The sequence below is a fragment of the Bacteroides faecalis genome (assembly GCF_003865075.1).
GTDB classification, from domain to species: domain Bacteria; phylum Bacteroidota; class Bacteroidia; order Bacteroidales; family Bacteroidaceae; genus Bacteroides; species Bacteroides faecalis.
The window spans coordinates 19,020-32,938 of record NZ_BHWB01000016.1 but is presented as its reverse complement, the minus strand read 5'-3'; the positions used below and the strand labels follow the sequence as shown (position 1 = coordinate 32,938).

Sequence of the window (13,919 nt, the reverse complement as noted above, 5' to 3'; positions counted from 1 at the left end):
ATGGACGAGAAACTGCGTATTTTATTATGCGAAGATGATGAAAATCTTGGCATGCTTTTAAGAGAATATTTACAGGCAAAAGGTTACTCTGCTGAGTTGTATCCTGATGGAGAAGCTGGTTACAAGGCTTTCCTGAAGAATAAATATGACTTGTGTGTGTTTGACGTAATGATGCCTAAGAAAGATGGTTTCACTTTGGCGCAGGATGTTCGTGCTGCCAATGCTGAAATTCCTATTATCTTCCTGACTGCGAAAACACTGAAAGAAGATATCTTGGAAGGGTTTAAGATTGGGGCGGATGATTATATAACCAAACCATTCAGTATGGAAGAGCTGACATTCAGAATTGAAGCGATCCTGAGACGTGTTCGCGGAAAGAAGAATAAAGAAAGTAATATCTATAAAATCGGTAAGTTTACTTTCGATACCCAGAAACAGATTTTGGCTACAGAAGGTAAACAGACAAAGCTGACTACTAAGGAATCTGAACTTCTGGGATTGCTTTGTGCTCATGCTAACGAGATTCTGCAACGTGATTTTGCATTGAAGACTATCTGGATTGATGATAATTATTTCAATGCCCGCAGTATGGATGTGTATATTACGAAATTACGTAAACACTTGAAAGAAGATGATTCAATCGAGATTATCAATATTCACGGAAAAGGCTATAAGCTAATTACTCCGGAAGTTGAATCATAATGAATCCCTTGATAATTGGCAATAAAAAATCCCGGAAACATTCGTTCTCGGGATTTTTTATTGATTTTTACGAATTTAATCAGTGATCCTCTTATTGATAACAATATAAGAGATAAGTCCTAACACAACGAATACTGCCGATGTGCCCAAAACGGCGTTGTTGTTTACATTTCCTGTAATTGAACAAGCCAGTAAGATGACTACTCCGATCAAGATTAAAATCAATCCCAGATTCTTTAATAAGTCTTTCATGTGTGTGTATTTAACAGTTTATTATTTAGTTGTTTATTATCAAATAGATTATTATTTAATGCTAGATTATATAATAGTTACAAATTAAAGCATAATTCTTCAACGGGCGAAATAAATTAGGTGAAAAATCCATTATTGAGACAGATTTAGTGGATTTTAGGAATTATATAATTCGCTTTCAGCTTAATCTTTCGTATTATAGAAAACCTTTTTTAGTACTTCTTGCCCAATACTTAACTCCTCAAGAGTAATGCCTTGGAGAGCTTCTTTCAGAGTTTGTCCAACAATAATTCGTGCTTTCTCTTCTAACTCTTTTCCATCTTTAGTTAAGTGAATAAGGTTAGTGCGACGATCTTTTTTGTCCGAGATGCGTACTACTAAATGTTGCCGTTCCATATTGTCTATCAAGCGGGTCATACTGGGTTTGTCTTTAAAAGTTGCATTACACAACTCTTGTTGGGTAACACCATCTTTTTCCCATAGGAAGATCAGTACCGTCCATTGTTCAGGACTGATTTCCAGCCCATTCTGACGGAAATTACGATATAGTTTCCGGTTAATAGCAGCGGAAACCTTACCATTAAGTATGGCAAATATAAGTCGGATATCAAAGTTGAATTGCTCTATCATGAAATTATTGTTTAAACAACCTTGCAAAGGTAAACTACTTATTGGATAATTCCTATATTCGGATATAAAAAAAGATTAAATGTTTGTAGTTCAAAATAAAATGTCTAACTTTGCACCCGCATTTTAAAATCAAATAATTTATTTATTTAATTAAACGAGTATGAATCAATACGAAACCGTTTTCATTTTAACTCCCGTTTTATCTGATGTTCAGATGAAGGAAGCGGTAGAAAAATTCAAAGGTATTCTTCAAGAAGAAGGTGCTGAGATTATCAATGAAGAGAACTGGGGACTAAAGAAATTGGCTTATCCAATTCAAAAGAAGTCTACAGGTTTCTATCAACTGATTGAGTTCAATGCAGATCCTACTGTAATTGACAAGTTGGAAGTAAATTTCCGTCGTGATGAACGTGTAATCCGTTTCTTGACTTTTAGAATGGATAAATATGCTGCAGAATATGCTGCTAAGAGAAGAAGTGTTAAATCAAACAAAAAGGAGGATTAATCATGGCACAACAAGTTCAATCAGAAATCAGATATTTAACTCCGCCCTCAGTAGACGTTAAAAAGAAAAAATACTGCCGTTTCAAAAAGAGCGGTATTAAGTACATCGATTACAAAGATCCTGAATTCTTGAAGAAATTCTTGAATGAGCAGGGAAAAATCCTTCCGCGTCGTATCACTGGTACTTCTTTGAAGTTCCAACGTCGTATTGCGCAGGCTGTGAAGAGAGCTCGTCACTTGGCATTGTTGCCATATGTAACTGACATGATGAAATAAGAAGGAGGAAAAGTATGGAAATTATATTAAAAGAAGACGTAGTAAACTTGGGTTATAAGAATGATATCGTAAACGTTAAGTCTGGTTACGGTCGCAATTACTTAATCCCGACAGGAAAAGCTGTCATCGCTTCTCCTTCTGCAAAGAAAATGTTGGCTGAAGAACTGAAACAACGTGCTCACAAACTTGAGAAAATCAAGAAAGATGCTGAGGCTATGGCTGCTAAGTTGGAAGGCGTTTCTTTGACTATTGCAACTAAGGTTAGCTCAACTGGTACAATCTTCGGTTCTGTTGGTAACATTCAGATTGCTGAAGCTTTGGCAAAATTGGGTCACGAAGTAGACAGAAAGATCATCGTTGTAAAAGACACTGTGAAAGAAATTGGTAATTATAAAGCTATCGTGAAATTGCATAAGGAAGTTTCTGTAGAAGTTCCTTTCGAAGTAGTAGCTGAATAATTTTATCGCAATATAGTTGAAGCGGTTTATCCTGTTAGGGTAAACCGCTTTTTTGTTTTTATAATCTGTAATAGCTTGTCGCTTATATCTATATAAATTGAGGACAGGTTGAGAAACATTATCTGTTTTTGGTGTGAAGTAGCGAAAGAATGCTTGTTTTTATGGAAGTCGATTGGGACAATGCTTGTTTCCTAAGAGAATCCTAAAGATTCTCTGCTTGTAGTCTGGAACTGATTGAGTAGTTTTTATTTTTATGGGAATTTTGTGTATGTGATAATAATCTGAGTGAAGTAGAGTTTTTAATTGAAAAATATATAATGCGTTTATTTTAAATTAATCTTTTATCCTATAAGATTTTGTATGGTTATGGCAAAAAGAGGATAAAAAAAAAGTCTGTGCATACTTTCGTATGTCAGACTTTCAATTCTCTCTAGGCTGTTTCTTTATTATTCAGCTACTACAGTTTCAGTTACGGTCAAGGTATCAGTTGCAGTTGTGTCTGCTTCTGCTGCTGCAGCTGCTTCGATTTCTGCTGCTTGTACTGCTGCGATAGAATCAGCGATACGGATAGAATCTTGTTGAGCTTTCTGAGCATCAGCTGCTTTGTTACCACATGATGCGAATGATACTGCTACGATAGCTACTGCCATCAAAACTAATTTTTTCATTTTCTTTGCTTTTAAAAACGTAATACAATCAATTGCTTTATTAAAACGATGCAAAGGTATGCACTTTTTCAATATGTTGTTCTCGAAAACCCAACTTTTTTTATATTTTTTTTTGAAGATGGGCACTTTTCTTGCTTAATCCTATGTTTTACAACATATTAATTTACTGCTATACTATTATAAAGATATCTTTTGATACTACGCTTTGGAGTCTTTTCAAACTCAGTGGGATAGAGTTGAATCTGGCTGATCTTTTCGTAAGCTGCTACGCTGTTATTAAGATTCTTGAGATTCTCATCCATTATTGTTTTTAGGTTATCTGGGTTATTGAGTCCAAGTGAATCTAAAGCTTCATAATCTGCATAGACTAGCGCAACTAATTTTTTATTTCGTTCGATGACAAGACTTTCAAGAATGAACGGCAGGTTATTAAGTTTTGCTTCCAGCTCCTCCGGGAAGATATTCTGACCGTTTGAACTTAAAATCATACTTTTAAGACGACCACGAATGAAAATGTTTCCGCAGGTATCCATTGTTCCAAGGTCGCCTGTACGTAACCATCCATCTTCAGTAAAGACTTCATCAGTAGCTTCCTGATTTTTGTAATAACCCACCATTACATTTTCTCCTCTAACTTGAATTTCTCCAATTTCAGTATCCGGGTTCTCCTTATATATACGTGCTTCCATAATATCCAGTATTTTTCCGGAAGAACCTGGCACAAATTCATTCCAAGGGGCATAACTGATAAGCGGCCCACATTCTGTCATGCCATATCCGATAGTAAATGGAAATTTAATTTTATAGAAGAACTCTTCCACTTCCTCGTTCATGGCTGCACCACCAATGATGATTTCCTTGAAACGTCCTCCCAAAGCATCAATCAGTCTTTTGCGTATTTGATTATAGATTTGGGTGTCAAGTAAAGGGATATTCAATGCCCATTTCATCCCTTTTTTGTTAATGAGGGGCTGGATGATATTCTTATATATTTTCTCGATTACTAACGGGACGGTAATGATAAGATTCGGTTTTACTTCTTCGAAAGCTTTCATGATAATCTTAGGCGAAGGTGTTTTTCCGAGCAGGGTGACATGGGTACCGACAGCTGTTGCAGTGAGGAAGTCGAAAGCACAGCCATAGGCATGGGCTAATGGAAGGAAGGAGAGGACTTTATCTCCTTTCTTCAGTAGTTCTGTTCGAATACCGAAAGTAACGTTACCGGCAAGGTTGTTTCCGGTCAACATAACTCCTTTGCTGAAGCCTGTTGTTCCGGAAGTATAGTTCAGGAGCATTACTTTGTCATTAGACAAGGTGGTATATTGCACATTATCGCGAGTAAAACCTTTCGGGTAAGTGGTGTGCATCTCTCTGTCGAGATTCTTCATGAATTTCTGTATTGTTTCTCCATCGCGTTGATAAAGACAGCGATAATCTGTAAGGGAGAAGACTCCGCGAAGTCCGTTTAGCTTTTCTTCTTCTAGGTTTTCCCAAATACTGTCACTAGTAAACAAGAAAATAGATTCGGAATGATTGACGATATGATGAACATCATTCGGAGTAAAATCTTGTAGAATAGGAACTACAATTGCGCCATAAGTGATTGTAGCCATATAGGCTATGCACCAGTGAGCGTTATTCTTTCCAATTATGGAGATCTTATCTCCTCTGCGGAGACTACAATGTTTAAATAATAAATGCAGGTGGGCAATCTTTTCTGCTACTTCACCATAGGTATATTGAGTATTTTCTCCGTAATCGGTGTAACAAGGCAAATCCCAGTTCTCACGAAAACTATTCTCGTATAGTTTAATGAAATTCTCTTTAATCATTGCACGTTTTTTAGTGAATTGTGCAAAAATAGGAATAAACTTTTGTATCCTCAAGTGTTTTACTAATAATAATGTGTAACTTTGCACGAAATATGCGTTAAAACAGATTATGATAGATACCACTGTATTTCAAAATAAGACAGCTGTATATTATACATTAGGCTGTAAATTGAATTTTTCAGAGACTTCAACTATCGGTAAAATCCTGCGGGAAGCAGGAGTCCGGACTGCGCGTAAAGGGGAAAAAGCAGATATTTGTGTCGTCAATACTTGTTCGGTAACAGAGATGGCAGATAAGAAATGCCGTCAGGCTATTCATCGGTTAGTGAAACAGCATCCCGGTGCTTTTGTGGTAGTAACAGGGTGTTATGCACAGTTGAAACCTGGTGATGTAGCAAAGATAAAAGGAGTAGATGTGGTGTTGGGTGCTGAACAGAAAAATGATTTGTTACAGTATCTGGGTGACCTGCATAAACATGAACAAGGAGAAACAATAACTACCATAACTAAAGATATTCGTTCGTTTGCACCGTCTTGTTCGAGAGGGGATCGTACCCGCTTTTTCCTGAAAGTACAGGATGGATGTGATTATTATTGTTCATATTGTACCATACCTTTTGCACGTGGACGTAGCCGTAATGGGACTATTGCTTCGATGGTGGAGCAGGCAAAGCAGGCGGCTGCCGAAGGTGGAAAGGAGATCGTATTGACCGGGGTTAATATCGGAGATTTTGGTAAAACTACTGGAGAGACTTTTTTCGATCTGGTAAGAGCATTAGACCATGTGGAAGGTATCGAACGTTATCGTATTTCTTCTATTGAACCTAATTTACTGACGGACGAGATTATTGAATTTGTGTCTCAGTCTCGTAGATTTATGCCTCATTTTCATATTCCGTTACAATCTGGTTGCGATGAAGTACTGAAGTTGATGCGTCGTCGTTATGATACAGCCCTTTTTGCTTCAAAAGTGAAGAAAATTAAAGAAATTATGCCGGACGCTTTTATTGGTGTCGATGTGATTGTGGGCACTCGCGGTGAAACAGAAACGTATTTTGAACAGACTTACAGATTTATAGCAGGTTTGGATGTGACGCAGTTGCATGTGTTCAGTTATTCCGAACGTCCGGGGACACAGGCTTTGAAGATTGAACATATTGTTTCGCCGGAAGAGAAACATCAGCGTAGTCAGCGCTTATTGAATCTTTCGGATGAAAAGACGCGAGCTTTTTATGCCAGACATATTGGGCAGACAATGTCTGTGTTGATGGAAAAATCGAAGGTGGGTAATCCAATGCATGGATTTACGGAGAATTATATTCGTGTAGAAGTAGAAACAGATAATTCTTTGGACAATCAAGTTCTTTCTGTTCGTCTGGGTGATTTTAATGAAGATAAGACAGCACTTAAAGGTACAATTCTATAGGATTATGAAATCTAGGCTTATCTATTGGTTGGTATATGCCGTAATGTGGTTGTTTTCGGCTCTTCCGTTCAAAGTATTATATATGCTTTCGGATTTGAACTATTGGTTGATGTATTATGTCGGAAGATATCGTCGGAAAGTTGTTAGAGAAAATCTGAAAAAGTCTTTTCCGGATAAAAGTGATGCAGAACGGTTACAGATTGAACGTAAGTTTTATAGATATCTTTCGGATTATATGCTTGAGGACTTGAAAATGCTGCATATGTCAGCAGAGGATCTTTACCGGAGAATGACTTATAAGAATACGGAGCAATACCTTGAATTGACAGAAAAGTATGGAGGGATCATTGTGATGATTCCGCATTATGCTAATTATGAATGGTTGATCGGTATGGGAGCGATTATGAAACCGGGAGATGTGCCGATGCAAGTATATAAGCCTCTGAGAGATAAATATCTGAATGAATTGTTTAAACGGATACGTTCTCGTTTTGGAGGGTACAACATTCCGAAGCATTCTACTGCACGCGAGATTATCAACTTGAAGCGTGAAGGAAAGAAAATGGTGGTGGGGTTGATTACCGACCAATGGCCTAGCGGAAGTGAAAAGTATTGGACAACTTTTTTAGGACAGGAAACTGCTTTTCTGAATGGGGCAGAACGTATTGCTAAAATGATGAATTTTCCTGTTTTTTATTGTGAACTAACAAAAACACGTAGAGGATTTTGTGAGGCGGAGTTTAAGTTAATGACAGAAAATCCAAAAGAAACAGCTGAAGGAGAAATCACAGAAATGTTTGCCCATTGCCTGGAACGGACACTTTATCGGGAGCCAGCTTATTGGTTATGGTCTCATAAACGTTGGAAGGCTTCAAAGGCAGAATGTGAAAGGAGCTAAGATGAAAGTATCAGTTGTCATTTTGAATTGGAATGGATGCGATATGCTTCGCACTTTTCTTCCGTCCGTCGTTCGGTATTCAGAAGGAGAGGAGATTGAAGTATGTGTGGCTGATAATGGTTCTACCGATGCTTCGGTGGATATGCTTCATAAAGAATTCCCATCTGTTAAAATGATCTTACTGGAACAAAATCATGGTTTTGCCGATGGTTATAATTGGGCTTTGCAGCAAGTGGAGGCAGAATATGTAGTTCTTCTAAATTCTGATGTTGAAGTGACCGAGCGTTGGCTCGAGCCAATGATTGATTATTTGGATAATCATCCGGAGGTTGCAGCTTGCCAACCGAAAATACGCAGCCAACGACAAAAAGAATATTTTGAGTATGCCGGAGCGGCAGGTGGATTTATTGATAAATATGGTTATCCTTTCTGTCGTGGACGGATCATGGATGTAGTTGAGAAAGATAAAGGTCAGTATGATACGGTGATCCCTGTTTTCTGGGCTACGGGTGCAGCATTGTTTATCCGTCGTGCTGATTATCTGGAAGCAGGTGGGCTGGACGGACGCTTTTTTGCTCACATGGAAGAAATTGATTTGTGTTGGCGTCTACGTTCTCGTGGCCGGGAGATTGTGTGTATTCCTCAAAGTGTAGTTTATCATGTAGGGGGGGCTACACTAAAAAAAGATAATCCTCGTAAAACTTTTCTCAATTTTCGTAATAATCTTGTCATGCTTTATAAGAATCTTCCGGAAGAGGAATTGAATAAAGTAATGTGTATTCGTGCATGGCTCGACTATGTGGCAGCACTTACTTTTTTGCTGAAAGGCCAACTGGATAATGCACGTGCAGTGATGCAGGCACGAAAAGAATATAAACGTAACCGTTCTTCCTTTTCTTCATCTCGTGAAGAGAATCTGAAAAAAACTTTCTTGAATCCGATACCTGAACAAATAAAAAGTAGTATCTTGTGGCAGTTTTATGTGAGAGGATGTAAGTGTTTCTCTCAATTGTCGGATTTAAAAGGATAACATAATGGAACCAAAAGTTAGAAGAGGCATCGGGCTGGTCGCACATGATGCTATGAAGAAAGATCTCATAGAATGGGTCTTGTGGAATTCAGAATTATTGATGGGACATAAATTCTATTGTACAGGTACTACGGGTACTTTAATTTTGGAAGCGTTGAAAGAGAAACATCCGGATGTAGAGTGGGATTTTACTATTTTGAAGTCAGGTCCTTTGGGAGGTGACCAGCAGATGGGTTCACGTATTGTTGAAGGACAAATTGATTATCTTTTCTTTTTCACAGATCCGATGACGTTGCAACCGCATGATACGGATGTGAAAGCATTGACTCGTTTGGCAGGTGTAGAAAATATCATTTTCTGTTGTAACCGTTCAACGGCAGATCATATTATTTCCAGTCCGTTGTTTATGGATCCTACTTATGAGCGTAGCCATCCGGATTATTCCGGTTATACGAAACGATTCCAGGGTAAACCTGTGGTAACGGAGGCTGTAGAATCTGTAAATAAAAGAAGGAAGAAGAAATAAATCTTGTTTTAGGGTAACATCATTTTATATTCTCTCTAAGTCTTTTATGAGAAATATTCCTCATAAAGTGGTTTGAATATATCATACATAAAACGTTATAGATGGCATAAACATTGTTGAGAGGTGTGTCGAAAACCTCATAAATTAAGGATCACCCTTGCTACACCTATTTGTGGCGAGGGTGATCTCGTTGAAAGGGTAGTTCGGGGTACATCCCCTTTTCGTCTTTCTATATATGATTGTTAATGTGTTGTCAATGAGAGTATCGTATTAATACGTTCGTATATGTTTACCAGATGCAGTGATAATCAATCCACTATGATCGCTTACTACTATTTCAGTTGTACCGTTTGGTATCTGTATAAATGACCCTTGCTGTATAAGTTGTTGTCCATCTGTGGTCATTCGTATTCCAGAACGTGTATTCTCTTCTTTCGTTTCTGTATTCTTAGTTTTATTAGAACAGTCATCATCATATAAATAATAATGGCTATCCATTTTAACTACCTTGTCATCAATAAACCATACTTTTACGACTTTGGAAGCAACCCAAGGTTTGGAAGAGTAAAACTCCAGAGATTCACCTTTATCATCAAGATTTCGAAATTCTGGTTCACCCAAAATCGCTATAACTTCTTTTGAGGACATTCCGTGTTGTATTTCATTGAGCCTTTTATAACTAATTTGGCTCGTACGACAACTACTGAATACTACTATAAATAGTAGTAAAGATAGAATGATCTGAAACCTTTTCATAATAGGTATAGTTTAATGGCTTTTGTTACTACAAATGTAGGACGGGAAAACTCCTCATGCAAATGGATTTTTCTATTTACTAATAGGGAAATCCCTATTAGTAAATAGAAATGAAACCAATGTTTGTATGTTTCTTACCTTTATTATTTCTAGTGTCTAATCAAATCTTTACTATTGAAATCATTTATTTAAACTCAATGTTAAATAAACGACCATTACATATAGTTTACATTGGATAGTATCTATCGGGAAGACTTATTTGTTGGTCAAGGTTGAATAGTCTACTCTAAAAGTTTCTGCGTTATTTATAAATCCAGATTATCCCAGGTATCGCAAAGAGCTTGCATAGATGGTAATAATAAATCAGCTCCCGAATCCAGCAAGATTTGTCCATCCAGAGGACCGGTATTTACTGCGATAGTGAAGATTCCAGCTTTGTGTCCGGCTTCCACTCCCAAAGGTGCATTTTCTACAACAACAGCTTCGCTGGCTTTTATACCTCCCTTCTTTAGAGCCATCAAATAGGGCTCTGGATCAGGCTTCCCGTATTTTACATCAAATGCTGTCACCATTAACTCTTTATGAAACATTCCCGGAAAGTTATGTTCCAATCTCTCAAGTAATGAAAGCTGGCCGGAGCCTGTTACTACCATTGTGATTAGCCCTTCACTTTTGATTTTTTTCAGCAATTCCCATGCGCCAGGCATACGTTCTGCTTCTGGGTGAGTATTGAACAGAATACTCTTTTCTTTATATATTTTTTCTATCTCCTCTTGGGAAGCTTCTCTTCCCAGTTCGCGCTGAAATACAATGTTTACCGTAGCGGCACCTGTTCGTCCTTCATGCATATATGCCTCTTCGCGACTGAGATTGAGACCATGTGATTTCATTACCTGATGCCAAGCTTCGGAGTGGTAAGGCATGGAATTAAAAAGTACGCCATCCATATCGAATAGGACGGCTTTTATCTTTTTTTTCATAATTTCTGATTAGATGAAAATCTGGTAATATTTATTTGTTTTTCAATATTTCTTTCAGTTCGGGTACAGTGACAACCACATCATATTGAGTATCGTGGTTGCCGATATATCTATAAACTATATTTCTATTGCAATTGGTACAATACTTTATGAATAGTTGCGTAGGTTGAGATTGGCTTGATAACTCTTCTATGATACCTTGCTTCACTGCGTCATAGTTTTCTTCTATTAAATTGATATCATACACATCTTCATCAACACGACATAAATAGATAACCGATTCATTACTAAGCAGCATTTTTTCAATTGTAATCTCTTCACTCGCTTTTAACGGAAACTGTAAGTTCGCCATTTCTATTTGTGTTTCCAGTTTTGTCAAGTCGCTTTGTGATGAACTGATATCAGTATTAAGAATTTCTTTCAACTCTTCTGTTGTAAGTTCACATTCCACCTTATCACCTGAGTCTTTGCCTATATATATCATTTTTAGTCCGGCATTACATTTAATAACAAGATCCAGCAATGCTTTTACATCTTTTGTCGGATTTTGGAACATGATAGTCATAGATGATTTCAGGTTTTCCGGATGCTCTTTCAATGTTTTGATATTGGTGTATACTTCGTCTACATTGAAAGTGTATACTACGTTTTGACCATCATATACAATACTAGTAGTTTTACCAAACTCACCCATTTCCATAGGACATTGTTTGTTTGCACTTTCAATTGCCACTTTTAATTTGACATCTTGGCAACTGGTCGTTATCATAATCAGCAGTGATAAACTGAAGAATAACATTACTCTATTGGATCTCTTTAGTAAATTCCGCATAGTTCTATTAATTAGAGTTAAGCATTTTTTGAAGCAAAGATAAGTGTAGCAAAGATAGACATAAAAAATGAAAGATCGGGTAGAAGAGAGCAATAAGAGTACTGCGAGTAAGGGGCTTGGAGGATAATTTATGTGATTATTTGCCGTTTTGAAGATTATATGTATTTTTGTAGCCTAATAAAAACCTTTCAATAGCATGAAGAAGAAAGCATTATTTCTGTTGCCATTGTTTTTTTACGCTTGCTCTGATAGTGGAGAAAGTCCTGTTATCGAAATTCAAAAGCTGTATATAAATGTAGATCCGAAGGCAGAAGAAACAACGAAAGAAGACTATGCAAACCGAATGGATGAAATTCCTGCTTTAAAAGTAGGTGATAAAATCGAAGCATTCCTGTCATTGGATGGCAACGGAGCTGAACTTAAAAGTTTTAAACTTCAGAATGATGCTGAAGTAAAGACGGAACTTCATTATAAAAAAACAGAAGTTTCTACAGAGGGAAATCTGACCGATGCAGAAAAGGGGCAGTTACGTTTTAAAGACGGAGTAACCAAAACAAATGTACTGGTACAGGCCACTGTTGAGAAGGTCGAATCTAACGGAGATGTACAAATAACTTTTTATCTGTCGTCAAAAGCGGAGTGTGAGGGTGCTCAGGAAATAATTGGTCTGAAAATAAAAGAAGATAAAAAAGACGAATAATCAGTTTTTAAAAACGTCTGATAAATTATAAATGATGAACGGTGAACAACTATGCGGACTGCATGATGTTCACCGTTCATTGTGTTTATAGGTTTACTGTTAGATTACAGTTTTGCCTGAATCGCTTTTGATTCTTCCTCGTATCCTGGTTTGTTGAGTAATGCAAACATATTCTTTTTGTATGCTTCAACACCCGGTTGGTTGAATGGATTTACTTCCAATAGATAACCGCTGATACCGCAAGCCTTTTCGAAGAAGTACAGCAATTCACCAATATTGTATTCACTCAATTCAGGAAGAACGATGCGCATATTAGGTACACCACCATCTACGTGAGCCAACTGAGTTCCCAGTTCTGCCATCTTGTTTACTTCGTCTACCCGTTTTCCGGCAAGGAAATTCAGACCGTCCAGATTTGCTTCATCAAAAGGTACTTCCAATTTATGATCTACCTTTTCTACGGAGATTACAGTTTCGAAAATCGTACGTTCACCTTCCTGAATCCATTGTCCCATAGAGTGAAGGTCCGTAGAGAAATCTACAGATGCAGGGAAAATACCTTTGTTATCTTTACCTTCAGATTCTCCGTACAACTGTTTCCACCATTCGCTTACATAGTGAAGCTTCGGGCAGAAGTTTACTAAGATTTCAATCTTCTTACCGCTCTTGTACAGTTCGTTACGAGTTGCAGCATAAATTGCAGCAGGATTCTTAGCAAACGGAACGTCAGAACCACAAGCTTTTTCCATTTCAGCAGCACCGGCAACCAATTTTTCAATGTCGAATCCGGCAACTGCGATTGGCAACAAACCAACCGGAGTCAATACAGAGAAGCGTCCGCCCACGTTGTCGGGGATAATGAAAGTCTTATAACCTTCTTTGTCGGCAGTAACACGTGCAGCACCTTTCTTAGCATCGGTGATAGCTACGATAACTTTCTTGGCAGTCTCTTTACCGCGTTGGTCTTCGCATTGTTTTTTCAGCAGACGGAAAGCGAGTGCAGTTTCGGTAGTAGTACCTGATTTAGAGATATTGATAACACCGAATTTCTTATCTTTCAGATATTCAGTAAGTTCAAACAGATAATCTTCGCTGATGTTGTGTCCGGCATAAATCATGATAGGAGCCGTTTTCTTTTCCTGTAACCAAGTGAAGCTGTTAGACAATGCTTCGATTACGGCACGTGCACCCAAATAACTACCGCCAATACCGGCAACAATTACTACTTCACAATTATCTTTCAATACTTGTGCTGTAGCTTTCAAGTCAGCCAGATGTTCTTTGCTGATAGAAGAAGGAAGATGCAGCCATCCTAAAAAGTCATTTCCTTTTCCTGTTCCTTTTTCCAACATTTCTTGTGCGGCTTTTACCTCAGCTTCGTAGGCGAAAACCTTTTCTTTGGAGATAAATCCAAAAGTTTTTTCAATATTCAAGCTAATCATAGTTATA

At 37.6% G+C, this 13,919-nt stretch carries 17 protein-coding genes; 9 read left to right on the top strand and 8 right to left on the bottom strand.

The genetic code is table 11. From position 1 onward, the window contains the following. Positions 1 to 702: a response regulator transcription factor RprY gene (gene rprY / locus EJF25_RS19630; RefSeq protein ID WP_005678712.1), complete on the top strand. Its 702-nt coding sequence runs from the start codon at positions 1 to 3 to the stop codon at positions 700 to 702. A gap of 75 nt (positions 703 to 777) precedes the next feature. Here the strand turns inward: rprY and EJF25_RS25165 are convergent, their stop codons facing one another. Together EJF25_RS25165 and EJF25_RS19625 are read right to left on the bottom strand one after the other, a co-directional pair. After that, positions 778 to 954: a hypothetical protein gene (locus EJF25_RS25165; RefSeq protein WP_187367538.1), complete on the bottom strand. Its 177-nt coding sequence runs from the start codon at positions 952 to 954 to the stop codon at positions 778 to 780. 183 nt (positions 955 to 1,137) lie between these two features. Then, positions 1,138 to 1,584 (bottom strand): MarR family winged helix-turn-helix transcriptional regulator, encoded by a 447-nt coding sequence (locus tag EJF25_RS19625; RefSeq protein WP_025074466.1) that lies wholly within the window; start codon positions 1,582 to 1,584, stop codon positions 1,138 to 1,140. 160 nt (positions 1,585 to 1,744) lie between these two features. On the opposite strand from EJF25_RS19625, the gene rpsF reads away from it, so the two are divergent. The 3 genes from rpsF to rplI are packed head-to-tail and all read left to right on the top strand — an operon-like array spanning position 1,745 to position 2,822. Next, positions 1,745 to 2,089: a 30S ribosomal protein S6 gene (rpsF, locus tag EJF25_RS19620; protein WP_125042363.1), complete on the top strand. Its 345-nt coding sequence runs from the start codon at positions 1,745 to 1,747 to the stop codon at positions 2,087 to 2,089. A 2-nt stretch (positions 2,090 to 2,091) separates the two neighbouring features. Beyond that, positions 2,092 to 2,364: a 30S ribosomal protein S18 gene (rpsR, locus tag EJF25_RS19615; protein ID WP_004307964.1), complete on the top strand. Its 273-nt coding sequence runs from the start codon at positions 2,092 to 2,094 to the stop codon at positions 2,362 to 2,364. A gap of 14 nt (positions 2,365 to 2,378) precedes the next feature. Further along, complete coding sequence (gene rplI / locus EJF25_RS19610) at positions 2,379 to 2,822, top strand: 50S ribosomal protein L9 (RefSeq protein WP_125042362.1); 444 nt, start codon at positions 2,379 to 2,381, stop codon at positions 2,820 to 2,822. A 446-nt stretch (positions 2,823 to 3,268) separates the two neighbouring features. Here the strand turns inward: rplI and EJF25_RS19605 are convergent, their stop codons facing one another. Then, positions 3,269 to 3,490, bottom strand: a complete 222-nt coding sequence (locus EJF25_RS19605) for a hypothetical protein (protein ID WP_125042361.1) — start codon at positions 3,488 to 3,490, stop codon at positions 3,269 to 3,271. Positions 3,491 to 3,648: 158 nt separating this feature from the next. Beyond that, entirely contained in the window at positions 3,649 to 5,322 is a 1,674-nt protein-coding gene (locus tag EJF25_RS19595) for a long-chain fatty acid--CoA ligase (RefSeq protein WP_125042360.1), read from the bottom strand. A gap of 109 nt (positions 5,323 to 5,431) precedes the next feature. Here EJF25_RS19595 and mtaB point away from each other — a divergent pair, with 109 nt between their 5' ends. From mtaB to EJF25_RS19575, 4 genes are read left to right on the top strand one after another with little or no spacing between them, the layout of a single operon-like run. Further along, a complete protein-coding gene (gene mtaB, locus EJF25_RS19590; RefSeq protein WP_125042359.1) occupies positions 5,432 to 6,748 on the top strand; it encodes a tRNA (N(6)-L-threonylcarbamoyladenosine(37)-C(2))-methylthiotransferase MtaB in 1,317 nt (438 codons plus the stop codon). 4 nt (positions 6,749 to 6,752) lie between these two features. Beyond that, positions 6,753 to 7,646: a lysophospholipid acyltransferase family protein gene (locus tag EJF25_RS19585; protein WP_125042358.1), complete on the top strand. Its 894-nt coding sequence runs from the start codon at positions 6,753 to 6,755 to the stop codon at positions 7,644 to 7,646. Between the two features lies 1 nt (position 7,647). After that, on the top strand, positions 7,648 to 8,676 hold the full coding sequence (locus EJF25_RS19580; RefSeq protein ID WP_125042357.1) for a glycosyltransferase family 2 protein: 1,029 nt from the start codon (positions 7,648 to 7,650) through the stop codon (positions 8,674 to 8,676). A gap of 4 nt (positions 8,677 to 8,680) precedes the next feature. Beyond that, positions 8,681 to 9,202 carry a methylglyoxal synthase gene (locus EJF25_RS19575; protein WP_125042356.1) on the top strand — a complete coding sequence of 174 codons (522 nt, stop codon included), beginning with the start codon at positions 8,681 to 8,683 and terminating at the stop codon, positions 9,200 to 9,202. Between the two features lie 270 nt (positions 9,203 to 9,472). Here the strand turns inward: EJF25_RS19575 and EJF25_RS19570 are convergent, their stop codons facing one another. From EJF25_RS19570 to EJF25_RS19560, 3 genes are all read right to left on the bottom strand, one after another. Then, the gene (locus tag EJF25_RS19570; RefSeq protein ID WP_235016874.1) at positions 9,473 to 9,850 is read right to left on the bottom strand and encodes a hypothetical protein; all 378 of its coding nucleotides are present in this window, start codon (positions 9,848 to 9,850) and stop codon (positions 9,473 to 9,475) included. A 413-nt stretch (positions 9,851 to 10,263) separates the two neighbouring features. Next, on the bottom strand, positions 10,264 to 10,938 hold the full coding sequence (locus tag EJF25_RS19565; protein WP_125042354.1) for an inorganic diphosphatase: 675 nt from the start codon (positions 10,936 to 10,938) through the stop codon (positions 10,264 to 10,266). Between the two features lie 31 nt (positions 10,939 to 10,969). Further along, complete coding sequence (locus EJF25_RS19560) at positions 10,970 to 11,770, bottom strand: hypothetical protein (RefSeq protein ID WP_125042353.1); 801 nt, start codon at positions 11,768 to 11,770, stop codon at positions 10,970 to 10,972. 196 nt (positions 11,771 to 11,966) lie between these two features. Here EJF25_RS19560 and EJF25_RS19555 point away from each other — a divergent pair, with 196 nt between their 5' ends. Next, positions 11,967 to 12,470 carry a DUF5035 domain-containing protein gene (locus EJF25_RS19555; protein ID WP_125042352.1) on the top strand — a complete coding sequence of 168 codons (504 nt, stop codon included), beginning with the start codon at positions 11,967 to 11,969 and terminating at the stop codon, positions 12,468 to 12,470. A gap of 104 nt (positions 12,471 to 12,574) precedes the next feature. Here the strand turns inward: EJF25_RS19555 and EJF25_RS19550 are convergent, their stop codons facing one another. Continuing rightward, positions 12,575 to 13,912, bottom strand: coding sequence for a glucose-6-phosphate isomerase (locus EJF25_RS19550; RefSeq protein WP_125042351.1), 1,338 nt, complete (start codon positions 13,910 to 13,912; stop codon positions 12,575 to 12,577). Positions 13,913 to 13,919: the final 7 nt, after the last annotated feature.

What these genes read in the sequence shown, in the direction of transcription:
- rprY (WP_005678712.1), top strand. Translation starts at nt 1, where the DNA reads ATGGACGAGAAACTGCGTATTTTATTATGCGAAGATGATGAAAATCTT.
- EJF25_RS25165 (WP_187367538.1), bottom strand. Translation starts at nt 954, where the DNA reads ATGAAAGACTTATTAAAGAATCTGGGATTGATTTTAATCTTGATCGGA.
- EJF25_RS19625 (WP_025074466.1), bottom strand. Translation starts at nt 1,584, where the DNA reads ATGATAGAGCAATTCAACTTTGATATCCGACTTATATTTGCCATACTT.
- rpsF (WP_125042363.1), top strand. Translation starts at nt 1,745, where the DNA reads ATGAATCAATACGAAACCGTTTTCATTTTAACTCCCGTTTTATCTGAT.
- rpsR (WP_004307964.1), top strand. Translation starts at nt 2,092, where the DNA reads ATGGCACAACAAGTTCAATCAGAAATCAGATATTTAACTCCGCCCTCA.
- rplI (WP_125042362.1), top strand. Translation starts at nt 2,379, where the DNA reads ATGGAAATTATATTAAAAGAAGACGTAGTAAACTTGGGTTATAAGAAT.
- EJF25_RS19605 (WP_125042361.1), bottom strand. Translation starts at nt 3,490, where the DNA reads ATGAAAAAATTAGTTTTGATGGCAGTAGCTATCGTAGCAGTATCATTC.
- EJF25_RS19595 (WP_125042360.1), bottom strand. Translation starts at nt 5,322, where the DNA reads ATGATTAAAGAGAATTTCATTAAACTATACGAGAATAGTTTTCGTGAG.
- mtaB (WP_125042359.1), top strand. Translation starts at nt 5,432, where the DNA reads ATGATAGATACCACTGTATTTCAAAATAAGACAGCTGTATATTATACA.
- EJF25_RS19585 (WP_125042358.1), top strand. Translation starts at nt 6,753, where the DNA reads ATGAAATCTAGGCTTATCTATTGGTTGGTATATGCCGTAATGTGGTTG.
- EJF25_RS19580 (WP_125042357.1), top strand. Translation starts at nt 7,648, where the DNA reads ATGAAAGTATCAGTTGTCATTTTGAATTGGAATGGATGCGATATGCTT.
- EJF25_RS19575 (WP_125042356.1), top strand. Translation starts at nt 8,681, where the DNA reads ATGGAACCAAAAGTTAGAAGAGGCATCGGGCTGGTCGCACATGATGCT.
- EJF25_RS19570 (WP_235016874.1), bottom strand. Translation starts at nt 9,850, where the DNA reads ATGTCCTCAAAAGAAGTTATAGCGATTTTGGGTGAACCAGAATTTCGA.
- EJF25_RS19565 (WP_125042354.1), bottom strand. Translation starts at nt 10,938, where the DNA reads ATGAAAAAAAAGATAAAAGCCGTCCTATTCGATATGGATGGCGTACTT.
- EJF25_RS19560 (WP_125042353.1), bottom strand. Translation starts at nt 11,770, where the DNA reads ATGCGGAATTTACTAAAGAGATCCAATAGAGTAATGTTATTCTTCAGT.
- EJF25_RS19555 (WP_125042352.1), top strand. Translation starts at nt 11,967, where the DNA reads ATGAAGAAGAAAGCATTATTTCTGTTGCCATTGTTTTTTTACGCTTGC.
- EJF25_RS19550 (WP_125042351.1), bottom strand. Translation starts at nt 13,912, where the DNA reads ATGATTAGCTTGAATATTGAAAAAACTTTTGGATTTATCTCCAAAGAA.